Raw genomic sequence first — 23851 nt, forward strand, 5'->3', positions numbered from 1 at the left:
GGTCAGCGGTCGTAGCGCGCGTAATCGGCCCGGACCTGGTCGGGGCTCAACGCCTCGTCCCAGGTGGTGACTTCGTCGAGATCTCCGCGCAGCCCGGCCTTCTCGGTGCCGATCGAGCGCAGCGGGAGCGGAATGGACGCGTCGACCGTGCCGACGCGCTCGCCGTTCGCATACAGGGTGGTGCGGCCCGGCTCGGTGACCCAGGTCAGCTGGACCCACTGGTTCAGCGGCAGGGTGTAGTCGAAGCTGTGGTCGGCCGCGCCGTAGCGGGTGAAGCCGACCTTGCCGGTGCCCCACTGCTGGAGCTTGAGCGCGCCGGCCTTCGAACTGAGCAGCACCTGGTCACTGGTCCTGCCCGTCGTCCTGACCCAGCCGGAGACGGTCCACGGCTCGGTCAGGTCGAGGCCGCCGAATCCCACCCCGTCGCGGTCGCTGTCGAAGCGCCAGGCCTGGCCGCTCACCCCGTCCGGGACCGGAGTGGGGTTGTTGATGATGTACGAGGTGCCCGGCAGGTTCCCCGCGGTGTCCTCGGCGAAGATCGTGTTGCCGGGGCTGCCGGCCCACGTCCAGCCGCTCGGGTAGGAGGCCTGGTCGAAGGTCCAGTGGTGGCTCGGCCGACCGTCGTCGACCCGGGGTGTCACCGGGTCGGGCCGCAGGCCGGGCGGGTCACCGAGCCGGGCGACCAGTGTCCGGAAGTCCTGCACGGTGTCCGGGGTGGCGGAGGCGTTCCAGGAGCGGTCCGCGATGATCGCGCGCGCGGTGGCCATCTGCTGCTCGAAGTAGCCGTCGTCGGCCCAGAAGTTGTAGTCCGCCCAGTTCATCAGACCGGATCCGAGGAGATCCGGTGCCGTGCTGGGCACCCAGGAGTCGTACATCCACGTCTCGTCGGGGTACGAGTGGTGATAGTTGTTCGGCGTGTTGTAGAACGGGCCGATGGCGATCTCGTCGTGGCCGGGGATGACGGGCTCGGTGCCGGTCCCCTCCCAGGTCAGGAACACCACGGGCGCGTGGACCTTCTGCTGGGGTGCGGCGAGGTGCTCGGAGCCGTTGTAGATCGCGGTGCGCTTGCCGTGCTCGGCGACGACGTCGTCGAGGGTGTTGATGTAGCCGTTCAGCAGGTCACCGAGGGTGCTGGTGTCCGGATCGGCAGCGAGATGGTTCTTGACGCGGGGGCAGTTGGCGAGCTGGCCGGGCAACTCGTCGGCGCCGATGCTGAACAGCGGGGCGTCGAACCAGCCGGCGAACTCGTCGACGATCCGGCGGGTCGTCGCGACCGCCTTCTCGCTGGTGAGGTCGACCATCCAGTTCGGCGTGAGGTGCGAGTGGGTGTGTGCCTGGGTGCACGGTCCGGGGCCGTCACCGAAGCCGATCTTGAAGGCGTCGGTGATCACGGTCGCGTGTCCGGGCACGTCGATACCGGGCATCACCTGCACGTGATAGTGGGCGGCGACACGCTTGAGCCGCTCGATGTCGGCGCGGTCGTAGCTGTGTGCGGGGTCCGCGAGTCCGGGGAACTCCGGGCTGAAGAGACGGAAGCCCTCGGAGTCGGAGAACTGCAGGAAGAGGGTGTTGAGCTTCTGGTCGGCCATCCGGCGGACCAGCTTCTCCAGGTACTGCGGCTGCCAGTACTTGCGGCCCGCGTCGAGCATGGTCATCCGGACCGGCTGGGCGGGACGGTCGGTGGAGACGGCCTTCGGCACGGTGAGGTGATCGGGAGCGGTGCGCAGCAGCTGCAGGAGCGTGCGCGTCCCGTAGAACAGGCCGTGGGTGGAGGCGGCTTCGATGCGGACGGCGTCCGTGCTCTCGAACCGGTAGCCCTCCGCGCCCAGTGCCCCGTGCTCGGTGAGCGTCAGCACGATGTCGCCGGCCCGTGGGTGCCGGATGTCGCTGCTGACGGCCGGAGTGACCCCGCTGACCTGGGCCACCTCCGTACGCAGCTGCTTGGCCAGGTCCTGCACGGACTGCCGTGCGGGGCCCGGGAGTTCGGCTTGCCCGGAAGGGAGCGCGGTCGTGGAGCGGGACCGGGGGTTTACCAGGATGCGGGTCCCCGCCGACAGCTGTGTGTGGCCGCCCGGTTCGGTCCACTGGGTCGGTCTGGGAACAACGGGCGGCCCTGGTGCGGCCGTTGTGGTGCCTGTGCTCGATACAGGTTCGTCCGGAGGCTCGTTCGCCACCGCGACGGGAGTGATAGATCCGATGACTAGAGCTATAAGGAGCGGCAGAACGGGCATGACTCGGCGCACTACGGTCTCCTGAAGTCCGGTTTCGCCAGGACCGTAGCGGTAGACGTGGCGCACGACAAGGGTGTTTGCGGGAGTGGTGTAAACCATTCCCGAAAACAGGAGGTGGGGTGAGAGATCCGATCTGTAAGGGGAGTTGGAGGTTGGGGTCGGCTGGACCGGGGCAGGATGTGCGCGGGCGGACTCAGGCCGCTTCGCGCAGTTCGGACTCCAGATGGCCGGGCCGGATGCCCAGATCGCCGAGGATGGCGTGCGCCGCGCGGCGGCCCGAGAACAGGGCGCCCTGCACCGAGCTCGTGTCCCGGTGGTCGCCGCACACGTACAGCCCGGCGAGCAGTCTGACCGGGCGGCGCAGGTCGTGCGGGGGCGGCATGGCGGGGACCGCCTCCGGGTCGTGGTGGGCGGCCAGCAGTTCCCAGTCGTCCGTCGGGGTGCCGTACAGCGCGGCGAGATGTGTGCGGACCGAGCGATCGAGATCGGGCGGCGGGGTGCCGAGCACCGTCGACGTGATCAGGGTCCGGCCGTGCGGGACGCGCGAGGGGTCGACCTCGCTCATCACGCAGGTGTGGGCCACCGGGCCCGAGCGGTCGGCGTCCAGCAGCAGCGAGGCACCGGTCGGCGGGGGAGCGGGGGCGGTGTGGTGCAGGACCGTCACCGGATGGAAGGGCGGCACATGCAGACCGGGCAGCAGCTCGGCGGCGGCGCTCGCGCCGGTGGCCAGCAGCAGGGAACGGCAGCCCAGTTCGCCGTGTTCCTTCGTGCGTACGGAGGTGATGTCGGCGGCGGTGACATGGACGCCGGTCCGCACGGTGCCGGGCGGCAGGGCCGCCGCCAGCAGCTCGGGCAGCGTGGCCGAGCCGCCGGACGGTACGCACAGCCGGCCGAGCGCGTAGTTGCGCAGGGCGAGATCGGCGCACCGGCTCGATGTGGTGAGTCCGGGGTCACTGAGCAGTGTGGCGAGCAGCGGACGCAGGAAGCCGTTGACCGTACGGGAGGGCAGGCCGCGGGTGGACAGTGCGGCGAGCGCGGTCCGCTCCGGCCGGGCCAGGATGCGGGTGGCCGGGGTGGTCGCGAGCCGGGCGAGGGCCGCGCCGAGCCTGGCCTGGTCGATCGGCCCGCCCATCGGTGGGCGGGGGGCGCTCGCCAGGGCGCGCGCCGCCTTGAATGCGCCCCGTGCGCCCCGTGCCTGGCGCGCAACGCCGGTCCGGTACTGGCGGCCCTCGCTGTGGACGAGGACCCCCGGAGCGAAGGTCCGGAGCAGGAGCCCTTCGAGGCCGGGCGCTGCGCGCAGTTCCGGATACGAGGTGCTGAGGAGCGGGCCGATGTGGTCGAGCCGGAACCCGTCCACCTCCTCGGTGGTCATCCGGCCGCCGACGCGTGGGCCGGCCTCCAGGACGCTGACGCTGACCCCTGCACTGGTCAATTGATGGGCTGCTGACAGGCCGGCGATCCCGGCTCCGATGATGACGACGTCCGCGTGGTGTGCCGTGCTGAGCACGTGCCCCTCCCCGAGTCGGCGCGACTGCTGGGAGGCTCCTGCCCCCAACAGGCCCCCGGAATGCCCGAGTTCGCCACGAGGCTAGGAGGGGTCCGGTGCGGGCACAGTCGCGCGCGGCCCGGGGCACCGTTGCACGGGGTCGCACATTCGTGTGATTCGACCGTGCGTGGTCAGTGCAGCGCCGCGCGAATGGCGCCGTCGATGCCGGGGAAGGCGAAGGTGAACCCCGAGTCCAGCAGCCGTGCGGGCAGTACCCGTTGGCTTCCCAGCACGTCCTCCGCGAAGTCCCCGAGGGCGATCCGGAGCGCGGGCGCCGGGACGGAGAACAGCGTCGGACGGTGCAGCACGCGCCCCATCGCGGCTGTCACCTCGGCGTTGGTCACGGGGCCGGGGCCGGTCAGGTTCACCGGTCCGGACAGCGACTCCGTGTCGAGGAGGTGCCGCAGGGCCGCGATGTGGTCGTGCAGCGCGATGAAGCTCCAGTACTGGCGCCCGCTGCCGAGCCGCCCGCCGAGCCCCGCCCGGAACAGCGGGAACAGCCGCCCCCAGGCCCCGCCCTCCCGGGCGACGACCAGGCCCGTGCGCGCGTAGACCGTCCGGATGCCTGCCGCCTCCGCCGGAGCCGCGGCAGCCTCCCAGTCCACGCAGACGGACGGCAGGAAGCCCGTGCCGTGCGGCGCGCTCTCGTCGACCGCGCGGTCCCCGGTGTCGCCGTAGTAGCCGATGGCCGACCCGCAGAGCAGCACCTTCGGCGGTACGCCGAGGGAGGCCACCGTCTCGGCGATCGCCGCCGTGCCCAGCACCCGGCTGTCCCGGATCTCCCGCTTGTACTCCTCCGTCCAGCGGTGGTCGCCGACCCCGGCGCCGGCGAGGTGGACGACGGCGTCACAGCCGACCAGGCCCGCCCCGTCGACGTACCCCCGCTTCGGGTCCCACTCGACCTCGTCCCCGGCGCGCGCCGGGTGCCGGACGAGGCGCACGACCTCGTGTCCGTCGGCCCGCAGCGAGCGCACCAGCGCGGTTCCGATGAGTCCGGTCGATCCGGTGACAGCGATACGGGAGTGCACCATGACCCCATCCTGCCGCAGCGGCGTACGGGGCGCCTCGCCCCCCTCACTCGTCACGCCCGAATCACTCGAACAGCAGTTGTAGGGCGACGTCCCGGTAGTGGCGCACATGCCGCAGGGCGCAGACCGCCGCCGCCTCGCTGTCCGCCGCGGTGATGGCGGCGGACAGCAGCCGGTGCTCCTCCCAGAGCGGTCCCGGGTCGTCGATCTGCTGGAACAGCCAGCGCAGCCGTCCCTCCAGCGACTCCAGGGTGGTGGCCAGCAGCTCATTGCCGGACAGCTCCACGATGTGGTGGTGGAAGGCCGTGTTGGCGCGCGAGATGCGTTCCGGCCTGCCGGACAGAGTGGCCCGACGGGCTGTTTCCAACAGGGCTGCCAGTTCCTGCAGTTGACTGTCGGTGGCTCGTTCGGCGGCGCGTCGGACAGCGAGCACCTCCAGCGCCTCGCGCATGTCGAAGAGGTTCTCCACGTCCTGCCGGGAGAGCTGCTTGACGACGATGCGGCGCGGCGACAGCGCCTCCAGGAAGCCCTCTCCGAGCAGGATGCGGATCGCCTCGCGCACCGGGACCCGGGAGACCCCGAACTCCTCGGCGACATCCCGCTCGACCAGCCGGTCGCCCGGCTTGAGCCGCCCGGTGATGATGCGGTCGCGCAGCCCCTCGCAGACCTGGTCGCGCAGCCACACCGTGCCGGTCAGTGAACTGGCCGTCTCGGTACCTGTGTTGGTCCGGCTCACATGTCCTCCGTGTATCGATTCGCTCACGGTATACCAAACCCTTGACGACCTCGATAAGCATCTGCATTCTTTGGTATACCAAAACGCGGAACGGCCCGGCCGGAGCCGCTGCTCACCCTGTCCGATCAGTGATTCGAGGGTTTGCCATGACCAGTACGTCCCGCACGTCAGCGACCGCGGGCAGGGCCGGCGCATCCGGCGCCCGCCCGGCGGGCGACGGTGCCCGCCCGACCCGGGTGCGCTGGAAGATGTTCGTCCTGCTGCTCGGCGTCGTCGCGCTCAACTACATCGACCGGGGCTCCGTCTCCGTCGCGCTGCCGCTGATCACCAAGGACCTCGGTCTCTCCAAGGAGACGACCGGCTTCCTGCTCAGCGCGTTCTTCTGGACGTACGCGCTGATGCAGATCCCCAGCGGGTGGCTCGCCGACCGGTTCGGCGCCCGCCGCATGGTCTCCGGCGCCTGCGTCGGCTGGGGAGTCGCCCAGGGGCTGACCGCGGCCGCCGGCGGCGCGGGCTCACTGCTCGGCTTCCGGATGCTGCTCGGCGTCGTCGAAGCCCCCGTCATGCCGGCCGGCGGCAAGCTGAACGCCCAGTGGCTGCCCGCCAAGGAGCGCGGCCGGGGCGCGGTTCTCCTGGACGGCGGCGCCCCGCTCGGCGCGGCGCTCGGCGGCATCGTGATCTCCATGCTGATCGGCTGGACCGGGAGCTGGCGGATCAGTTTCCTCGTCGCGGGTGTCCTCACCGTCGCCGTCGGCCTGTACGCCGGCTGGTACATCCGTAACACGCCCGCCGAGCACCCCGGCGTCAACGCCGCCGAGGCCGCCTACATCGAGCGGGCACACGCCGAGGAGGACGCCGCGGGCCCCGCCGATGTGCGCACCGGCCTGCTGCCGTACCTCAAGTACCGCTCGTTCTGGGCCATGTGTCTGGGCTGGATGGGCTTCAACGGCGTCTTCTACGGACTGCTGACCTGGGGCCCGCTCTATCTGTCCGAGTCCAAGGGCTTCGACATCGCGACCATCGGCTGGTCGACCCTGGCCATCTTCGGGGCGGGCTTCGTCGGCGAACTGATCGGCGGCTGGACCTCCGACCGCTGGAAGGCCAAGGGCGCCGGAGCCAACACGGTGATGCGCACGATGATGGGCGTCGCCGGGATCGCCGTCGTCTCCGGACTGCTCGGGGTGGTGCTGGTGCCCGACGCCATGACGGCGGTCGTGCTCCTCTCCGTCGTCCTCTTCTTCCTCCGCTGGGCCGGTCTGTACTGGTCGCTGCCGTCCGTGCTCGCCGGACGGGCCAACGCCGGAGTCGTCGGCGGAGCCATGAACCTCTCCGGCAACATCGCCGGGATGATCACGCCGATCGCGGTCGGCTTCATCGTCGGCGCCACCGGCTCGTACACCTGGGCGCTGCTCTACTTCGTCGGCGCTGGTGTGCTGTTCACCGTGTCGTCCCTGGTCATCGACTACAGCAGGAGGCTCGCCGTCCGATGACGACCACCACCGGCAGTTCCCGCCGCATCCGCATCGGGATGCTCACCCCGTCCTCCAACACCTGTCTTGAGCCCGTCACGTACGGGCTGCTCCACGGCACGGACGTGGCCACCGCCCATGTCGCCCGCGTCCCGGTCACCCGGATCGCCCTGGACGAGGGGTCCGACGCCCAGTTCGACCCGGCGCCGATGCTCGCCGCCGCCCGGCAGCTGGCCGACGCGCAGGTCGACGTCCTCGCATGGAACGGCACCTCGGGCTCCTGGCTGGGCCCGGACCGGGACCGCGCGCTGTGCGCCCGGATCACCGAGGAGACGGGCATTCCCGCCACCACCTCCACTCTCGCGCTGCTCGACGCCTGTGCCGCGTACGGCGTGACCAGGCTCGGGCTCGCCCTCCCGTACACCCGGGACGTCGCCGACCGGATCGTGCGCCGATACGCGGACGAGGGCCTGGACTGCACGCTCGCCGAACCCTTCGGTATCAGCGACAACGAAGCCTTCGCCCGTATCCCGGCCGCGGACGTGGCCCGGCAGATCGAGGCGGCGGCGCCCGGTATGCACGCCGTCGCCGTCGTCTGCACCAATGTGTACGGGGCGGACGCCGCCCGGCAGCTCGAACCGGCCCTGGGAATACTGGTGTTCGACAGCGTCACCGCGACCCTGTGGCAGGCTCTGCGCCTGGCCTCCCCGGATACCGGCGTCCCCGCCCTGCCCGGCCATGGCGACCTGCTCCGCTCGGGCGCCCTGCGGGCACGCTTCCAGACCGTCCTGCGAACCCTGCTGGAGGCGACCGGCGCCGACCGCACCACCCTCCGTCTCGACCTGCCCGCACACGGACTCGGCGTCGATCTGACCGCCGCCGAGGCGCTGCGCGAAGGCGTACGGTCCATCCGCCGCGACGCCTCCCTCGATCAGCGCCGGCTGAACACCGTCGAGTGGCTGGAGCGGCAGCGGATCCCCCTGGTCCAGCCGCACTTCGAGGCGATCCCGCATCCGCCCCAGGCGCTCGTGGACGTGTACGGCGTGCACGCCCAGATGCTCTCGCCCCTCGTCCGCGACGACCGGATGACCGGCTGGATCTCCGTGCACAGCCGGGACGAACGCGACTGGACCGAGCGGGACACCGCCGCGCTCCGGGTCGCGACGGACGACGTACAACACCTCCTCGACACCGACCGGAAGGCATCCGCCGCATGACCAAGGACATCAAGATCGCGCTCGGCGTGGACGTGGACGCCGTGGCCGGCTGGCTCGGCTCCTACGGCGGCGAGGACTCGCCCAACGACATCCAGCGGGGCGTCTTCGCCGGTGAGATCGGCACCCCGCGACTGCTCAAGCTCTTCGAGCGGTACGGGATCCGGACCAGCTGGTTCATCCCCGGGCACTCCATCGAGACATTCCCCGAGCAGACCCGCATGGTCGTCGAGGCGGGGCACGAGATCGGCGCGCACGGCTACTCGCACGAGAACCCCATCGCGATGAGCCCGCAGCAGGAGGAGGACGTACTCGCCCGCTGCGTCGAACTGATCGAGGAGTACACCGGCCGCAGGCCACGCGGCTATGTGGCGCCCTGGTGGGAGATGTCGGCGTACACCGCCGAACTCCTCCACACCTACGGCTTCAGCTACGACCACAGCCAGAACTACCGCGACTTCACGCCCTTCTACGCCCGGGTCGGCGACAGCTGGACGAAGATCGACTTCGGTAAGGAGGCCAAGGAGTGGATGAAACCCCTCGTCCACGGTCACGAGGTCGACCTCGTCGAGTTCTGCGGCAACTGGTACGTGGACGACCTGCCGCCCATGATGTTCAACAAGCACGCGCACAACAGCCAGGGGTACGTGAGCCCGCGCCAGCTGGAGCAGGACTGGCGCGACCAGTTCGACTGGGTCCACCGTGAGCTCGACTACGCGGTCCTGCCCATCACCCTGCACCCGGACGTCAGTGGCCGCCCGCAGGTGCTCCTCATGCTGGAACGCTTCATCGAGTACGTCTCCGGGCACGAGGGCGTCAGCTTCTGCACCCTGGAGGACGCGGCCGACGACTTCCGCCGCCGCTTCCCGTTCGGCTCCGCCGAGCGCCCGGCAGATATGCGATGACGTGACCGGGCGGGTCGTGGCACAGTGGCGCCCATGTCCGAGCTCCGCACCCGCCCCGTGCGCCCCGCCGTTCTCTCCGACGACGCCGCTCTCGGGGAGCTCGACCGGGCCACGTGGTCGACCCTCCACTCCGTACAGCCGCGGCCGCACCCGCCGTACGAACCGTTCTTCAGCGACCGCAGCCGGCCCGAGCACCTGCTCGTGGCCGAGGCGGAGGACCCGGCGGGCGATATGCGCATCGCCGGCTACATCCGGGTCGTCGCACCGACCTCGCTCGCCTGCCACACGCATGTGCGCCAGATACAGGGCCTCGCCGTGGCCGACTGGGCGCGCGGCAGCGGTGTCGCCCGAGGGCTGCTGCGGGCCGCGTCGGCGCTGGCCCGCAACGAAGGGGCGAACCGGATGACGCTGCGGGTGCTCGGACACAACGCGCCCGCCCGGGCGCTGTACGCGTCGGAGGGGTTCGTCGTCGAGGGGGTGCTGCCCGGTGAGTTCTTCCTGGGCGGGCGCTACGTCGACGACGTGATGATGGGCCGCTCGCTCGCCCTGTGACGGCTTACGGCCTGGTGCACGAGAGAGAGTGCACCAGGCCGTTACGGCCGCACCCACGACAGGGAGTGGGCTCCCGATGCCCTGTCGCGGGGAGGCCGTTACCGCCTCACCCCTGGAACAGCCGCATGCCGCCCGTGAGTTCATTCAGGCAGCGCACCGCGAGGGCGGCAGGGGAGCCGGCCCCCGTCGTCGGCGCGTCCGTGACCGCCCAGGCCTCCAGCGCCACCCGCACCGCGTCCGTGGCGGCCGCGGCGGCCAGCCGGACCTCCAGCGGATCCGCGCCCTCACCGGCCAGCCGTGTCAGCACCGGCAGCAGCCGCTCCTCCGAATCCTGATTGACCCGGTACCAGACGGCGCGCAGCGCCGGATCGTCCTGTGCCGCCCGCAGGAGACCGCGTGTCCAGCCGAGCTGCTCCGTGGCGTGCTCGTCGCGCGGGCTGAGCGCGTCCGTGACCGCACTCTCCAGCGCCTCGGCCGGCGGGACACCCGGACCGGTCGCGTCGAGCAGGGCGCGCCAGCGCTCGGCGCCGCCGGAGAGCAGTGGTCCCACCGCGTCCTGCTTGGAGCGGAAGTAGCGGTAGAAGGTGCGCAGCGCGACGCCCGCCCGGTGGGCGATGTCCTCCGCCGTGGTGCCGTCCGGCCCGCGCTCGGCGAAGAGCGCGGCGGCCGCGCGCGCGATGTCCAGCTGGGTCGCGGCCTTGCGGCGCTCGGTGAGGGACGGCTGCCGGTGGTTCATTCCCGCAGATTACCCGGCCTGGGTTCCTTCGCGCGGAAGAGAAGTGCACAAAATGCCGTTGTGGCAAAACGTGCCACCCAGGCGTACGGTGGATGCGAATCAAGAGAGTCGTCGGGGGACTCGGAACCAGGAGTGAACACATGAACCGCTACGAAGGCCGCCGCGTACTCATCACCGGCGGTGGCTCCGGCATCGGACAGGCCACCGTCCACCGCGTACTCGCCGAGGGCGGCCTGGTCGTCGCCGCCGACGTCAACGAGGCCGGGTTGAAGGCCACGTACGACACCGCTGTGGCGGGCGGCGTCGCGGAGAGGCTCACCACCGCTGTCCTCGACATCTCGGACGAGGCTGCGGTCCGGGCCGGTGTCGCTGACGCCGTGGCCGCGCTCGGCGGCCTCGACGTCCTGGTCAACGCGGCGGGCATCCTGCGCTCGGAGCACACGCACAGGACGTCGCTGGAGTTCTTCAACAAGATCCTCGCGGTCAACCTCACCGGCACGTTCCTGATGATCCGTGAGGCGATACCCGCGCTGCTGGCGGGCGACAAGCCGGTCGTCGTGAACTTCTCGTCGACCTCGGCGAGCTTCGCGCACCCTTATATGTCGGCGTACGCGGCGAGCAAGGGCGGCATCCAGTCGATGACGCACGCGCTGGCGAGCGAGTACAGCAAGCAGGGTCTGCGCGTCGTCGCCGTCGCACCCGGATCGATCTCCTCCGACATGACCAGCGGCAACGGCCCGGGGCTGCCGGCCGACGCGGACATGTCGCTCTTCATGAAGCTGTCCCCGGCGCTGGGCGAGGGCTTCGCCAGCCCCGACACGGTGGCGGGCGTCGTCGCGATGCTGGGCTCCGAGGACGGTGCGTTCATCACGGGCACGGAGATCCGCGTCGACGGCGGCACCCACTTCTGAACCCGGGTGCCCACAGCGGGGGCGGGGCGGCTCAGCCGGAGCCGAACCGCTCCCAGAGCAGGGGGTAGCGTCCGGCCAGCGCCGCGGCGTCCTCGAAGCGGACAGGGGCGCCCTCCGGCTCGGCGGACTGCGGCGGAAGGCCGAGGTCCGGCGTGACGACGCCGGTGAGCTGTTCGTACGCCTCGTCGGCCGCATAGCCGAGATCCTCGGCGTCCCCGTCGATCTCCTCGTCGAAGTCGTCGAGGAGTTCGGCGAGGCTGTCCGGATCGTGCACCGCCCCCTCGAAGACCTCCCGCCCCTGGCCGATCAGCCAGCACCGGAAGAAGTCGAAGGCGTCGTCGCTCGCACCGCCGAGCAGCACGGCGGCGGCGCCCCACAGGTCCCAGCGGTACGCGCGGTTGTAGCGGGCCTCGAAGTGCCGCGCGAAGTCCAGCACGGATTCCGGATCGAGCTGCACCAGCCGGTCGACGAGCAGGTCGGCATGGTCCTCGGGGTCGCCCTCGGCGGCCTCGCGGGTGCTGTCGATGATCTCCCAGAACTCCGTTTCGTCCATCACGGGTCAAGCATCGGCCTTGGTGGCAGGCGATGCACGCAGAGACACCGAAAAGAAGCCTTCAACGATAGAGGTCGCTCAGCCGTTCGGCGGCAGCGGCGAAGCGGTTCCGCAACGCGGGCGGTTCGAGAACCTCCAACTCCGGTCCCAGGGACAGCAGCTGCTCGTACGCGACCTCCAGGGACTCCACGGGCAGGGTGACGGTGCGCCACCCGTCGGTGCCGGGCGGCCCGGCCGAGTCCAGGGCGTTCCGGACCGCCGAACGGTCCATGGTGTGCGGCAGTCGGCCCACCCCCGCCTCCGACACCCGTACCGTCACCTCGGTCCGCAGGATCGAGCGGGCGAACTGCGCGGCCTGCTCGTCCCAGAAGCCCGGCAGATCGAAGTCGTCGTCGCGTACGAACCGTTCGTCCGACACGGCCACGGCGGTGAAGCGGTCGATCCGGTACACCCGGAAATCCGTCCCGGCACGGGCGCACACGTACCAGACCCCGGCCTTGAGAACGAGTCCGTACGGCGCCAGCTCCCGCTCGACCTCACCGCCCGCACCGCCGCGCCGGTAACGGGCGCTGAGCATCCGGTCGTCCCAGACGGCCTCCGCGACGGCGGGCAGCAACTCGGGCGTGACGGGCTCCTGATACCAGCCGGGTGCATCCAGGTGGAAGCGCCGGGCGGCGGTGTCGGAGGCGTCCCGCAGCGAGGGCAGCAGTGCGGCGGTCACCTTGAGCCGGGCCGCGGACGCGGCGTCCTGGAGCCCCATCTCGCGCAGCGCGGACGGCAGCCCGGAGAGGAAGAGTGCCTCGGCCTCGCTACGGGCCAGCCCGGTGAGCCCGGTCCGGTACCCGCCGACGAGCCGGTACCCGCCGGCCCGGCCCCGGTCCGCGTACACGGGAACCCCCGCCTCGGAGAGCGCCTGGGCGTCGCGGGTGACGGTCCGTTCGGACACCTCCAGCTCCCGGGCGAGCTCGGCGGCGGTCATGGCGGACCGGGACTGGAGGAGCAGCACCATCTTGATGAGCCGGGCAGCACGCATGGGGACAAGTCTGCCCTGCCCTCCATCGCCGGGCAGGCGCGCAAAAATGCCCTCCGTCTCCGGACAGGCTCGACGATCAAGCCCGCCCGGAGACGGAGGGCGGCACGGCGGCCGGGCGTACCCGGCCGCCTCACCTCACAGCCCGTACTTCTCCCGGGCCTCCTTGACCGCGGACGCGGTCACCTCGCCGCGCCGCGCCAGCTGGGCCAGTGCCGCGACCGTGATCGACTGTGCGTCGACCCCGAAGTGGCGGCGGGCCGCGTCACGCGTGTCGGACAGACCGAAGCCGTCCGTGCCGAGCGAGGACCAGTCCTGCTCCACCCACTGGCTGATCTGGTCCGGCACCTGCCGCATCCAGTCGCTGACCGCGAGGACCGGGCCCGGTGCGCCGTCCAGCGCCTGGGTCACGTACGGCACCCGCTGCTCGCCGCGGAGCAGCGCCTCGTCGCACTCCAGCGCCTCACGGCGCAGCTCACCCCAGGACGTGGCGGACCAGACGTCGGCCGTGACACCCCAGTCCGCGGCGAGCAGTTCCTGGGCCTCCAGGGCCCAGTGGATCGCCGTGCCGGAGGCCAGCAGCTGCAGGCGCGGCGCGTCCGCCGTGGCGGGCGTGCCCTCCTTGAAGCGGTAGAGGCCCTTGACGATGCCCTCCTCGACGCCTTCCGGCATCGCGGGCTGCGGCTTGGGCTCGTTGTAGACCGTCAGGTAGTAGAAGACGTTCTCGGCCTCGGGGCCGTACATCCTCCGCAGACCGTCCTTGACGATGACCGCGATCTCGTAGGCGAACGCCGGGTCGTAGTTGAGCGACGCCGGGTTGGTGGCCGCGATCAGGTGCGAGTGGCCGTCCGCGTGCTGGAGTCCCTCACCCGTCAGCGTCGTACGGCCCGCCGTGGCGCCGACGATGAAGCCCTTGCCGAGCTGGTCGGCGAGCTGCCACATCTGGTCGCCGGTCCGCTGCCAGCCGAACATCGAGTAGAAGATGTAGAAGGGGATCATCGTCTCGCCGTGCGTCGCGTACGACGTGGCGGCGGCGATGAAGTCGGCCATGGCCCCGGCCTCGGTGATCCCCTCGTTGAGGATCTGGCCGTCCTTGGCCTCCTTGTAGTACATCAGCTGGTCGCGGTCGACCGGCTCGTACGTCTGGCCCAGCGGCGAGTAGATACCGGCCGACGGGAACAGGGACTCCATGCCGAAGGTGCGGGCCTCGTCCGGGACGATCGGAACCCAGCGCCTGCCGGTCTGCTTGTCCCGCATCAGGTCCTTGACCAGGCGCACGAAGGCCATCGTGGTGGCCATCTCCTGCTTGCCGGACCCCTTCTTCAGCGCGGCGAACGCCCGCTCCTCGGGCTCCGGCAGTGCCACCGCGTGCACCCGGCGGGCCGGGGCGGGGCCGCCGAGGGCGGCGCGGCGCTCCTGGAGGTAGCGGACCTCGGGGGAGTCCGCGCCCGGGTGGCCGTAGGGCACCTGGCCGTCGGCGAAGGCGCTGTCCGGGATCGGGAGGCCGAGCAGCTCGCGCATGCCCTTGAACTCGTCGATCGACAGCTTCTTCATCTGGTGGTTGGCGTTCTTGGACTCGAAGCCCTTGCCGAGCGTGTAGCCCTTCACCGTCTGGGCGAGGATCACGGTCGGCGCGCCCTTGTGCTCGACGGCCGCCCGGTACGCCGCGTACACCTTGCGGGCCTCGTGGCCGCCGCGGGAGGTGTAGAAGCACTCGGCGATCTTCGCGTCCGTGAGCAGTTTCGCCAGCTCGGCGAGGGCGGGCTCGGCGCCGAAGAAGTGCTCGCGGATGTACGCGACGTCGCGGGTGGCGTACGTCTGGAACTGGGCGTCCGGGACCTCCCGGAGCCTGCGGACCAGCGCGCCGGTGGTGTCCAGCTGGAACAGCTCGTCCCAGGCGTTGCCCCAGAGCGTCTTGATGACGTTCCAGCCGGCCCCGCGGAACGCGCCCTCGAGCTCCTGGACCACGCGGAAGTTGGCGCGGACCGGGCCGTCGAGGCGCTGCAGGTTGCAGTTGATGACGAAGGTCAGGTTGTCGAGCTGCTCACGCGCCGCGAGGGCGAGGGCGGCGGTCGACTCGGGCTCGTCCATCTCGCCGTCGCCCAGGAAGGCCCAGACATGCGAGTTCGACGTGTCCTTGATGTTGCGGTTGGCCAGATAGCGGTTGAAGCGCGCCTGGTAGATGGCCGAGAGCGGGCCGAGGCCCATCGACACGGTGGGGAACTCCCACAGCCAGGGCAGTCGCCGCGGGTGCGGGTAGGACGGCAGACCGTCGCCGCCCGACTCCTGGCGGAAGTTGTCGAGCTGCTGCTCGCTGAGCCGGCCGTCGAGGAAGGCGCGGGCATATATGCCGGGGGAGGCGTGGCCCTGGACGTAGAGCTGGTCGCCGGAGCCGTCCCCCTCCTTGCCGCGGAAGAAGTGGTTGAAGCCCGTCTCGTACAGCCAGGCTGCCGAGGCGAAGGTGGCGATGTGGCCGCCGACGCCGAACCGGGAGCCACGGGTGACCATGGCGGCCGCGTTCCAGCGGTTCCAGGCGGTGATCCGGGACTCCATCTCCAGGTCGCCGTCGAACGCGGGCTCGGCGGCGGTCGGGATGGAGTTGACGTAATCGGTCTCCAGCAGCTTGGGCAGCGCGAGACCGGCGCCCTCGGCGTGCTGCAGCGAGCGGCGCATCAGGTACGCGGCGCGGTGCGGGCCCGCGGCCTTGGTGACGGCATCGAGGGAGGCCGCCCATTCGGCGGTCTCCTCCGGGTCACGGTCCGGGAGCTGGTCGAGCTCGCTCGGAAGCTTTCCTACGGGGTCGGTCATGATCGCCGCCTTCCGGAGAGGAGGGGGGTGGAGAAAGGCCCTGACTGGCAGGACAGGGCAATGGGGCCGGTGGGCCCGCGGAGTGAACTGTAAGGCGCTGATCGATGATCGATCAAAGGGTGAAGGGCAAAACTTCTCGATATGAAGAAATTGGCATCCGGTGCCCTCTTTCGCGGCACGGAGTGACGTCGGAAATAGGAGGAAACCGGGCGCTCGACTGCACGGTTGAGCGCCCGACCACGCATCTGCTCACCTGCCTCAGGCGCGCGGCGCGCACCCCAGGACGTGCGCCTTCACCAACAGGCCGATGTCCGGGTCCTTGCGCAGGAACGCGTCGATCAGCGCCTCGTGCTCCTCCGCGTACGACTTCTGCACCGTCCCCAGCCACCGGATCGAGAGCGCCGTGAACACCTCGATGCCCAGCCCCTCCCAGGTGTGCAGCAGTACGGCGTTTCCGGCGGCCCGCACCAACTCCCGGTGGAACGCCACCGTGTGCCGCACCTGCGCCTCGCCGTCGGCCAGCCGGTCGGCCTCGTACAGCGCCGCCACATGCGGCGACAGCCTCGAACAGTCCTCGCCGAGCGCCGGAGCCGCCAGCTCCGCCGCGATCTGCTCCAGACCGGCCCGTACCGGGTAGGACTCCTCCAGGTCGGCGGCGGTCAGATTCCGGACCCGTACGCCCTTGTTGGGCGCCGACTCGATCAGCCGGAGGGTCTCCAGCTCCCGCAGCGCCTCGCGCACGGGCGTCTGGCTGACCTCCAGCTCCGTGGCGATCCGGCGCTCCACGATCCTCTCGCCCGGCTTCCAGCGCCCGCTGACGATCCCGTCCACGATGTGCTCGCGGATCTGTTCGCGCAGCGAGTGGACGACGGGCGGGGTCATGAGGGCTCCTTCGGGGAAACCGGTGCTGCCGATCCGACCGGTGCGGGCGAGGCAACCGGTGGTGTCTAGACAATACGGCGGCGCCCCCGTCCGGAAGGGTTCCGGACGGGGGCGCCGCTGGTGAGGCTGGTTACAACCGTGGTGCTCAGAGGCCGAGCTCGACCTCGAACTCGCCGGCCTCCAGGATCGCCTTGACCGCAGTCAGGTAGCGGGCGGCGTCCGCACCGTCCACCAGACGGTGGTCGTAGGAGAGCGACAGGTACGTCATGTCGCGGACACCGATGACGGTGCCCTCGGCGGTCTCGATGACCGCCGGACGCTTGACGGTGGCACCGATGCCCAGGATGGCGGCCTGGTTCGGCGGCACGATCACGGTGTCGAACAGCGCACCGCGCGAACCGGTGTTGCTGATGGTGAAGGTGGCACCGGACATGTCGTCCGGCGTCAGGCCGCCGCCGCGGGCCTTGCCGGCCAGCTCGGCGGTCTTCTTCGAGATACCGGCGATGTTCAGGTCGCCCGCACCCTTGATGACCGGCGTCATCAGACCCTTCTCGGCGTCCACGGCGATGCCGATGTTCTCCGAGTCGAAGTACGTGATGGTGCCCTCGTCCTCGTTGATCCGGGCGTTGATGACCGGGTGGGCCTTCAGCGCCTGGGCCGCCGCCTTCACGAAGAACGGCATCGGGGACAGCTTGACGCCCTCGCGGGTGGCAAACGCGGCCTTCGCCTGGTTGCGCAGCTTCATCAGCTTCGTGATGTCGACCTCGACGACCGAGGTCAGCTGGGCCTGCGAGTGCAGCGCCTTCATCATGTTGTCGCCGATGACCTTGCGCATGCGGGTCATCTTGACCGTCTGACCGCGCAGCGGGGACACCTCCAGCTGCGGCGCCTTCGCGGCTGCCGGGGCAGCCGCGACGGGGGCCGGAGCGGCAGCGGCGGCCTTGGCGGCCTCCGCGGCGGCGACGACGTCCTGCTTGCGGATACGGCCACCGACGCCGGTGCCCTTGACCGCACCGAGGTCGACACCGCTCTCGGAGGCGAGCTTGCGGACCAGCGGCGTGACGTACGCGCCTTCGTCGGCGGCGGCCGCGGCCGGAGCCACCGGGGTGACCGGAGCCGGAGCCGGGGCCGGGGCGGCCACGGGCGCCGGGGCGGCGGGCGCCGCCGGGGCCGGAGCGGCCACGGGGGCGGGGGCGGGGGCTGCGGCGACCGGAGCCGGGGCGGCCGGAGCAGGAGCAGGAGCGGCCACGGGGGCCGGAGCGGCCGGAGCCGGGGCAGCCGCCGGGGCGGCACCCGCGGCACCGATGACGGCGAGCTTCGCGCCGACCTCGGCGGTCTCGTCCTCGGCGACCACGATCTCCAGCAGCACACCGGAGACCGGGGCGGGGATCTCGGTGTCGACCTTGTCCGTGGAGACCTCGAGCAGCGGCTCGTCCTCCGTCACCTCCTCGCCGACCTCCTTCAGCCAGCGGGTGACGGTGCCCTCGGTGACGCTCTCGCCGAGCGCCGGGAGGGTGACGTCCGTACCGGCGGCGCCGCCGGCCGGGGCAGCAGCCGGAGCCGCGGCCACGGGGGCGGGGGCGGCGGCGGGGGCCTCCGCGACCGGTGCCGGGGCGGCAGCCGGAGCGGCCGCGGGCTCGGCGGCAGGAGCCGCGGCCGGGACGGCTGCACCCCTGCCGTCGTCGATGACGGCCAGCTCGGCGCCGACCTCGACGGTCTCGTCCTCGGCGACCTTGATGGACGCGAGGATGCCGGCGGCGGGCGCCGGGATCTCGGTGTCGACCTTGTCGGTCGAGACCTCGAGCAGCGGCTCGTCGGCCTCGACGCGCTCGCCCTCGGCCTTCAGCCAGCGGGTGACAGTGCCCTCGGTGACGCTCTCGCCGAGCGCCGGAAGGGTTACGGAAACCGACATGGTTTCAGTTGCTCCTTACGAAAGTGCGGAAGTAGGTCGGTCGTCGCGCCCGGGACTGGATCAGTCGTGGGAGTGGAGGGGCTTGCCGGCCAGGGCCAGGTGGGCCTCGCCGAGCGCTTCGCTCTGCGTCGGGTGGGCGTGGATGAGCTGCGCGACCTCGGCCGGCAGTGCCTCCCAGTTGTAGATCAGCTGGGCTTCGCCGACCTGCTCGCCCATACGGTCACCGACCATGTGGACGCCGACCACGGCACCGTCCTTGACCTGGACGAGCTTGATCTCGCCCGCGGTCTTGAGGATCTTGCTCTTGCCGTTGCCCGCAAGGTTGTACTTCAGAGCGACGACCTTGTCCGCGCCGTAGAGCTCCTTGGCCTTGGCCTCGGTGATGCCCACGGAAGCGACCTCGGGGTGGCAGTACGTCACCCGGGGGACACCGTCGTAGTCGATCGGGACGGTCTTCAGACCGGCCAGTCGCTCCGCCACCAGGATGCCCTCGGCGAAGCCGACGTGTGCGAGCTGCAGCGTCGGGGCCAGGTCGCCCACGGCCGAGATGGTCGGAACGTTGGTCTGCATGTACTCGTCGACGAGGACGTAGCCGCGGTCCATCGCGACGCCGGCCTCCTCGTAACCCAGACCCTGCGAGACCGGGCCGCGGCCGATCGCGACCAGCAGCACCTCCGCCTCGAACGTCTTGCCGTCGGCGAGGGTCACGCGGACACCGTCCTGCGTGTACTCGGCGCTCTGGAAGAACGTACCGAGGTTGAACTTGATGCCGCGCTTGCGGAAAGCGCGCTCAAGAAGCTTCGAGCTGTTCTCGTCCTCGACCGGAACGAGGTGCTTCAGACCCTCGATGATCGTGACGTCGGTGCCGAAGGACGTCCACGCCGAGGCGAACTCGACGCCGATGACGCCGCCGCCCAGGACGATCGCGGACTTCGGGACGCGGTCCAGCTTCAGCGCGTGGTCCGAGGAGATGATCCGGTTGCCGTCGATCTCCAGGCCCGGCAGCGACTTCGGCACGGAGCCGGTCGCCAGGAGCACGTGGCGGCCCTGGATGCGCTGGCCGTTCACATCCACCGAGGTGGGGGAGGAGAGCCGTCCCTCACCCTCGACGTAGTGCACCTTGCGGGAAGCGATGAGACCCTGCAGACCCTTGTACAGGCCCGAGATCACATCGTCCTTGTACTTGTGGACGGCCTCGATGTCGATGCCCTCGAAGGTGGCCTTGACGCCGAACTGGTCGGCCTCGCGTGCCTGGTCGGCGATCTCGCCGGCGTGCAGCAGCGCCTTCGTGGGGATGCAGCCGTTGTGCAGGCAGGTGCCGCCGACCTTGCCCTTCTCGATCAGAGCGACGTCCAGGCCCAGCTGCGCTCCGCGCAGGGCCGCGGCGTAACCGCCGCTACCACCGCCGAGGATCACTAGGTCGAAAACGGTGCTGGCGTCGTTCGCCACGTCACGTCCTCCATGCATGTGCGCCGTACGCCGGGCCCCGTCGCTGGGGGATGACCGGCCGGTCGGCTGGTGTTCGGCCGCTTTTGTTATTCGGCCCTGTGGTGGGGGCCCTGTCCTGCCGAGAACCCATCTTCGCACTTGTTGACGGTGGGCGGGACGCGGGGCCCGGGTCCGAGACGGATGATCATCCGTTCCGGATGGTTACTGCTGCGTAGAGATTGGTAGGAGCGGCGCGAAGCGCTGTGGTGGAAGGGTGGTGGTGGGAGACGGGTGGGAGTGCGGATTTCGTTGAGAGCGAAACCTGCGCGCATCGTGAGTCCATACCGACGAGTGAACACGTACGGCCCCGGACGTATGCCCGGGGCCGTACGTACGAAGCATCCTCAGCCGAGGTCCCCGGCAGCGGTGCGCTCCGCCAGCTTCACCAGCGTGCGGACCGCGGAACCGGTGCCGCCCTTCGGCGTGTAGCCGTACGGCGCGCCCTCGTGGAAGGCCGGACCCGCGATGTCCAGGTGCGCCCAGGCGATGCCCTCGCCCACGAACTCCTGCAGGAACAGACCGGCCACCAGGCCGCCGCCCATCCGCTCACCCATGTTGGCGATGTCGGCGGTCGGGGAGTCCATGCCCTTGCGCAGGTCGGCGGGGAGCGGCATCGGCCAGGAGGCCTCGCCGACCTCCTCGGCGATCTCGTGGATGGACGTACGGAAGGCGTCGTCGTTCGCCATGATGCCGAAGGTGCGGTGGCCCAGCGCCAGGACCATCGCTCCGGTCAGGGTCGCCACGTCGACGATCGCGTCCGGGTTCTCCTCGGAGGCGAGGGTCAGCGCGTCGGCGAGGACGAGCCGGCCCTCGGCGTCCGTGTTCAGCACCTCGACGGTCTTGCCGCTGTACATGCGCAGCACGTCACCCGGGCGGGTGGCGCTGCCGGACGGCATGTTCTCGGCGAGCGCCAGCCAGCCGGTGACGTTGACCTGGAGGCCGAGACGGGCGGCCGCGACGACGGTCGCGAACACGGCGGCGGCGCCGCTCATGTCGCACTTCATCGTCTCGTTGTGACCGGCCGGCTTCAGCGAGATGCCGCCCGAGTCGTAGGTGATGCCCTTGCCGACCAGGGCCAGGGTCTTCTCCGCCTTCGGGTGCGTGTAGGCGAGCTTCACCAGGCGGGGGCCGTGGGTCGAGCCCTGGCCGACGCCCAGCAGACCGCCGAAGCCGCCCTTGACGAGCGCCTTCTCGTCGAGGACCTGCACCTTGATGCCGTGCTCCTTGCCGGCGGCCGTGGCCACGGCGGCGAAGGACTCGGGGTACAGGTCGTTCGGCGGGGTGTTGATCAGGTCGCGGGCGCGGTTGATCTCCTCGACGAGCGCGGTGGCACGCTCTGCGGCCGCCTTGAACGCCTTGTCGCGCGGCTTGCCGCCGAGCAGGGCGACCTCGGCGAGGGGCAGCTTGGCGCCGTTGCCGTTCTTCTTGTCCTTCGGCGCGAGCTTGTTCTCGCCGCCCTGGTACGCGGTGAAGGCGTACGCGCCGAGCAGTGCGCCCTCGGCGACGGCCTCGGCGTCCTCGACGGACGTGATCGGCAGCGCGAAGCCGGCCTTCTTCGAACCGGTCAGCGCACGCGCTGCGGAACCGGCGGCGCGGCGCAGTGCCTCGCCGTCGAATGCCGCGTCCTTCTCCGGGACCGGACCGAGTCCGACCGCGATGACGACCGGGACCTTGAGGCCGTCCGGCGCGTGGAGCTTGGTCACTTCGCCCTCGGCACCGGAGGCGCCCAGGGTCTCCAGGACGGTGGCGAGCTTTCCGCCGAACGCCTTGTCCACGGCCTCGGCGCCCGGTGCGACGACCGGGCCCTTGGCTCCCTTGGCGACGCCGACGACGAGTGCGTCGGCGCGCAGCGTCGCCGCACCTGCAGTGCTGAGAGTGAGAGCAGTCACGGTGGTGAAATCTCGCTTCCGTTGAGTTCGTTGTCGGTCGAGGGGTGGGCCGACCGTGCCCGGCGCATCGTAGACGCCGCCGCAATGTGCCGGGAATGAGCCTACGCGCGCCTTTGCTGAGGGATCACGGCGGCGGGCCGTCTGCGGTCCGTTCCGGCGGTACGTCTCCGGCCCCCGGCCGGTCCGGTCGGGGGCCGCGGGGGTGCAACCGGCCCGGGAAGTAGGGTCGGTCGGAGGTGCCGGAGCGAGTGGGGGAGAGCGATGCGCGCCCGTCGGGCTGCACGCAGGACGAGACCGAAGTCGGCGGCGGCCATCACCGTGCTGATCCTGTCGGCGATGCTGGCAGGCTGCACCTCGGCACCTCGCACCACCTCCGCGGGGCGCTGGCAGCCGAAGCCGGGCACCGACTGGCAGTGGCAGCTCTCCGGCCGCCTCGACCCCACCGTGGACGTTCCGGTGTACGACATCGACGGCTTCGAGCACGATGCGCGGGCGGTCGCCGATCTGCACCGCCGTGGTCGCAAGGTCATCTGTTACGTGTCCACGGGCGCCTGGGAGGAATTCCGCCCCGATGCCGGGAAGTTCCCCGCCTCGATCCTCGGGAAGGGCAACGGCTGGCCGGGGGAGCGCTGGCTCGACATCCGCCGCACGGATCTGCTCGGGCCGCTGATGGAGTCCCGGATCGAGATGTGCGCGAAGAAGGGCTTCGACGCGGTCGAGCCCGACAACATGGACGGCTACCGCAACCGCACGGGCTTTTCCCTGACCGGCGCCGATCAGCTGCGCTACAACCGCCTCATCGCCCGCATCGCCCACCGGCACGGACTCGCGGTCGGGCTGAAGAACGACCTGGACCAGATCCCGCAGCTGGAACCGGACTTCGACTTCGCGGTCAACGAACAGTGTGCCCAGTACGACGAGTGCGCCGACCTCACTCCGTTCATCGAGGCGGACAAGGCGGTGTTCCATGTGGAGTACGAGGTGCCGGTGGCACGGTTCTGCCCGGAGTCGACGCGGCTGCGTCTGAGTTCACTCCTCAAGAAGTACGACCTGGGCACCTGGCGCCGGAGCTGTGTGGCGAGCCCGTCCGCGGAGTGAGGAGAAGACGGAAACCGGGCCGCCACGCACCCCCGTCCGCCTACCCCAGGGTCAACACCACCAGAGCCGCCGTCGCCGCCGTCTCCGCGACCGCACCGAACACATCCCCGGTCACGCCGCCGAACCGCCGCACACAGTGCCGCAGCAGCAGCTGCGCACCCATCAGCCCGGCCACTACGGCGAGGCCGTGGGCCAGCGCCCCGTACCCGCCGAACACCGCCCCCGCCCCCGACCCCGCGGCCACCACCGCGACCGTCACGGCCGCCGCCGCGCCCATCGGCACCGTTCCCGCGACCGCCGCGCCCAGCCCCTCCGGCCGGGCCGGAGGCACGCCCTGGCGGGACGCCAGCGTGAGCGCGAGGCGGGCGGTGACCCCCGCGACGACCGCAGCCACCGCGCCGTGCGCCCAGCCCTCCCCGTACAGCTCCTGGAGGACCGCGACCTGGGCCAGAAGGACGAACAGCAGGGTGATGACACCGAACGGCCCGATGTCCGACTGCTTCATGATGCGCAACGCGTCCGCCGCGGGCTTGCCGCTGCCGAGCCCGTCCGCCGTGTCGGCGAGTCCGTCGAGGTGCAGCCCCCGTGTGAGGACCGCGGGCACCGCGGTGGAGGCGACCGCCGCGAGCAGCGGCCCCGACCCGAGCAGCAGCAGTGCGCCGGGGGCCGCCGCGAGCAGCCCCACCACCAGGCCGGCGAGCGGGGCGCTCAGCATCCCGGCACGGGCGGCCTCGCGGTCCCAACGGGTGACGCGGACGGGGAGCACGGTCAGGGTGCCGAAGGCGAAACGTATGCCGTGGCTGTTCAGGGAGGTCACGGCGCGCAGGCTAATCCCTGGGCCGCACCGCTAGATTGGCCGAAAC

19 protein-coding genes are annotated in these 23851 nt (G+C 70.9%); 6 read left to right on the forward strand and 13 right to left on the reverse strand.

Annotation, left to right across the window (positions count from 1 at the left end; translation table 11 throughout):
- Positions 1-2 precede the first annotated feature (2 nt).
- The 4 genes from ACFU8W_RS08335 to ACFU8W_RS08350 all read right to left on the reverse strand — a co-directional run bounded on the left by ACFU8W_RS08335 (position 3) and on the right by ACFU8W_RS08350 (position 5541).
- A complete protein-coding gene (locus ACFU8W_RS08335) occupies positions 3-2330 on the reverse strand; it encodes a family 20 glycosylhydrolase (protein ID WP_384033546.1) in 2328 nt (775 codons plus the stop codon).
- A gap of 94 nt (positions 2331-2424) precedes the next feature.
- Positions 2425-3738, reverse strand: a complete 1314-nt coding sequence (locus ACFU8W_RS08340; protein WP_384033549.1) for an NAD(P)/FAD-dependent oxidoreductase — start codon at positions 3736-3738, stop codon at positions 2425-2427.
- A 170-nt stretch (positions 3739-3908) separates the two neighbouring features.
- Complete coding sequence (locus ACFU8W_RS08345) at positions 3909-4808, reverse strand: TIGR01777 family oxidoreductase (RefSeq protein WP_327246805.1); 900 nt, start codon at positions 4806-4808, stop codon at positions 3909-3911.
- A 61-nt stretch (positions 4809-4869) separates the two neighbouring features.
- Positions 4870-5541, reverse strand: a complete 672-nt coding sequence (locus tag ACFU8W_RS08350; protein ID WP_384033553.1) for a GntR family transcriptional regulator — start codon at positions 5539-5541, stop codon at positions 4870-4872.
- 146 nt (positions 5542-5687) lie between these two features.
- Between ACFU8W_RS08350 and ACFU8W_RS08355 the strand changes: the two genes are divergently transcribed.
- The 4 genes from ACFU8W_RS08355 to ACFU8W_RS08370 are packed head-to-tail and all read left to right on the forward strand — an operon-like array spanning position 5688 to position 9681.
- Complete coding sequence (locus ACFU8W_RS08355; RefSeq protein WP_384033556.1) at positions 5688-7031, forward strand: MFS transporter; 1344 nt, start codon at positions 5688-5690, stop codon at positions 7029-7031.
- Positions 7028-8227, forward strand: a complete 1200-nt coding sequence (locus ACFU8W_RS08360; protein ID WP_384033560.1) for a GAF domain-containing protein — start codon at positions 7028-7030, stop codon at positions 8225-8227. Before ACFU8W_RS08355 ends, ACFU8W_RS08360 begins: the two co-directional genes overlap by 4 nt.
- The gene (locus ACFU8W_RS08365) at positions 8224-9129 is read left to right on the forward strand and encodes a polysaccharide deacetylase (RefSeq protein ID WP_266986463.1); all 906 of its coding nucleotides are present in this window, start codon (positions 8224-8226) and stop codon (positions 9127-9129) included. The genes ACFU8W_RS08360 and ACFU8W_RS08365 overlap by 4 nt, the downstream gene beginning before the upstream one ends.
- A 33-nt stretch (positions 9130-9162) precedes the next feature.
- Complete coding sequence (locus ACFU8W_RS08370) at positions 9163-9681, forward strand: GNAT family N-acetyltransferase (protein ID WP_384033564.1); 519 nt, start codon at positions 9163-9165, stop codon at positions 9679-9681.
- A 106-nt stretch (positions 9682-9787) separates the two neighbouring features.
- Here the strand turns inward: ACFU8W_RS08370 and ACFU8W_RS08375 are convergent, their stop codons facing one another.
- Positions 9788-10417: a TetR/AcrR family transcriptional regulator gene (locus tag ACFU8W_RS08375; RefSeq protein ID WP_384033567.1), complete on the reverse strand. Its 630-nt coding sequence runs from the start codon at positions 10415-10417 to the stop codon at positions 9788-9790.
- 140 nt (positions 10418-10557) lie between these two features.
- Between ACFU8W_RS08375 and ACFU8W_RS08380 the strand changes: the two genes are divergently transcribed.
- A complete protein-coding gene (locus tag ACFU8W_RS08380) occupies positions 10558-11328 on the forward strand; it encodes an SDR family NAD(P)-dependent oxidoreductase (protein WP_376342569.1) in 771 nt (256 codons plus the stop codon).
- Positions 11329-11359: 31 nt separating this feature from the next.
- On the opposite strand, the gene ACFU8W_RS08385 is transcribed toward ACFU8W_RS08380, so the two are convergent.
- The 7 genes from ACFU8W_RS08385 to ACFU8W_RS08415 all read right to left on the reverse strand — a co-directional run bounded on the left by ACFU8W_RS08385 (position 11360) and on the right by ACFU8W_RS08415 (position 21890).
- Complete coding sequence (locus ACFU8W_RS08385) at positions 11360-11881, reverse strand: DUF4240 domain-containing protein (RefSeq protein ID WP_345512998.1); 522 nt, start codon at positions 11879-11881, stop codon at positions 11360-11362.
- A 61-nt stretch (positions 11882-11942) separates the two neighbouring features.
- Positions 11943-12914, reverse strand: a complete 972-nt coding sequence (locus ACFU8W_RS08390) for a WYL domain-containing protein (RefSeq protein ID WP_345512785.1) — start codon at positions 12912-12914, stop codon at positions 11943-11945.
- 135 nt (positions 12915-13049) lie between these two features.
- Positions 13050-15719 (reverse strand): pyruvate dehydrogenase (acetyl-transferring), homodimeric type, encoded by a 2670-nt coding sequence (gene aceE, locus ACFU8W_RS08395; RefSeq protein WP_384033571.1) that lies wholly within the window; start codon positions 15717-15719, stop codon positions 13050-13052.
- A gap of 258 nt (positions 15720-15977) precedes the next feature.
- Entirely contained in the window at positions 15978-16601 is a 624-nt protein-coding gene (locus tag ACFU8W_RS08400; RefSeq protein ID WP_327246815.1) for a GntR family transcriptional regulator, read from the reverse strand.
- A gap of 145 nt (positions 16602-16746) precedes the next feature.
- Positions 16747-18513 (reverse strand): 2-oxoglutarate dehydrogenase, E2 component, dihydrolipoamide succinyltransferase, encoded by a 1767-nt coding sequence (gene sucB, locus ACFU8W_RS08405; RefSeq protein WP_384033575.1) that lies wholly within the window; start codon positions 18511-18513, stop codon positions 16747-16749.
- A 60-nt stretch (positions 18514-18573) separates the two neighbouring features.
- Positions 18574-19962 carry a dihydrolipoyl dehydrogenase gene (lpdA, locus tag ACFU8W_RS08410; protein WP_266986479.1) on the reverse strand — a complete coding sequence of 463 codons (1389 nt, stop codon included), beginning with the start codon at positions 19960-19962 and terminating at the stop codon, positions 18574-18576.
- A gap of 383 nt (positions 19963-20345) precedes the next feature.
- Positions 20346-21890 (reverse strand): leucyl aminopeptidase, encoded by a 1545-nt coding sequence (locus ACFU8W_RS08415; protein WP_384033579.1) that lies wholly within the window; start codon positions 21888-21890, stop codon positions 20346-20348.
- A 261-nt stretch (positions 21891-22151) separates the two neighbouring features.
- On the opposite strand from ACFU8W_RS08415, the gene ACFU8W_RS08420 reads away from it, so the two are divergent.
- Complete coding sequence (locus ACFU8W_RS08420; protein ID WP_384033582.1) at positions 22152-22988, forward strand: endo alpha-1,4 polygalactosaminidase; 837 nt, start codon at positions 22152-22154, stop codon at positions 22986-22988.
- A gap of 40 nt (positions 22989-23028) precedes the next feature.
- Here ACFU8W_RS08420 and ACFU8W_RS08425 read toward each other — a convergent pair whose 3' ends face one another.
- On the reverse strand, positions 23029-23805 hold the full coding sequence (locus ACFU8W_RS08425) for an adenosylcobinamide-GDP ribazoletransferase (RefSeq protein WP_384033585.1): 777 nt from the start codon (positions 23803-23805) through the stop codon (positions 23029-23031).
- Positions 23806-23851: the final 46 nt, after the last annotated feature.

Origin of the sequence: Streptomyces sp. NPDC057565 (assembly GCF_042801455.1) — a bacterium.
GTDB classification, from domain to species: domain Bacteria; phylum Actinomycetota; class Actinomycetes; order Streptomycetales; family Streptomycetaceae; genus Streptomyces; species Streptomyces yanii.

Excerpts from the sequence above, each read along its gene's own strand:
- ACFU8W_RS08345 (WP_327246805.1), bottom strand. The coding sequence starts at position 4,808 with ATGGTGCACTCCCGTATCGCTGTCACCGGATCGACCGGACTCATCGGA.
- ACFU8W_RS08385 (WP_345512998.1), bottom strand. The coding sequence starts at position 11,881 with ATGGACGAAACGGAGTTCTGGGAGATCATCGACAGCACCCGCGAGGCC.
- ACFU8W_RS08380 (WP_376342569.1), top strand. The coding sequence starts at position 10,558 with ATGAACCGCTACGAAGGCCGCCGCGTACTCATCACCGGCGGTGGCTCC.
- ACFU8W_RS08365 (WP_266986463.1), top strand. The coding sequence starts at position 8,224 with ATGACCAAGGACATCAAGATCGCGCTCGGCGTGGACGTGGACGCCGTG.
- ACFU8W_RS08375 (WP_384033567.1), bottom strand. The coding sequence starts at position 10,417 with ATGAACCACCGGCAGCCGTCCCTCACCGAGCGCCGCAAGGCCGCGACC.
- ACFU8W_RS08355 (WP_384033556.1), top strand. The coding sequence starts at position 5,688 with ATGACCAGTACGTCCCGCACGTCAGCGACCGCGGGCAGGGCCGGCGCA.
- sucB (WP_384033575.1), bottom strand. The coding sequence starts at position 18,513 with ATGTCGGTTTCCGTAACCCTTCCGGCGCTCGGCGAGAGCGTCACCGAG.
- ACFU8W_RS08370 (WP_384033564.1), top strand. The coding sequence starts at position 9,163 with ATGTCCGAGCTCCGCACCCGCCCCGTGCGCCCCGCCGTTCTCTCCGAC.
- aceE (WP_384033571.1), bottom strand. The coding sequence starts at position 15,719 with ATGACCGACCCCGTAGGAAAGCTTCCGAGCGAGCTCGACCAGCTCCCG.
- ACFU8W_RS08400 (WP_327246815.1), bottom strand. The coding sequence starts at position 16,601 with ATGACCCCGCCCGTCGTCCACTCGCTGCGCGAACAGATCCGCGAGCAC.
- ACFU8W_RS08335 (WP_384033546.1), bottom strand. The coding sequence starts at position 2,330 with ATGGTTTACACCACTCCCGCAAACACCCTTGTCGTGCGCCACGTCTAC.
- ACFU8W_RS08390 (WP_345512785.1), bottom strand. The coding sequence starts at position 12,914 with ATGCGTGCTGCCCGGCTCATCAAGATGGTGCTGCTCCTCCAGTCCCGG.
- ACFU8W_RS08360 (WP_384033560.1), top strand. The coding sequence starts at position 7,028 with ATGACGACCACCACCGGCAGTTCCCGCCGCATCCGCATCGGGATGCTC.
- ACFU8W_RS08420 (WP_384033582.1), top strand. The coding sequence starts at position 22,152 with ATGCGCGCCCGTCGGGCTGCACGCAGGACGAGACCGAAGTCGGCGGCG.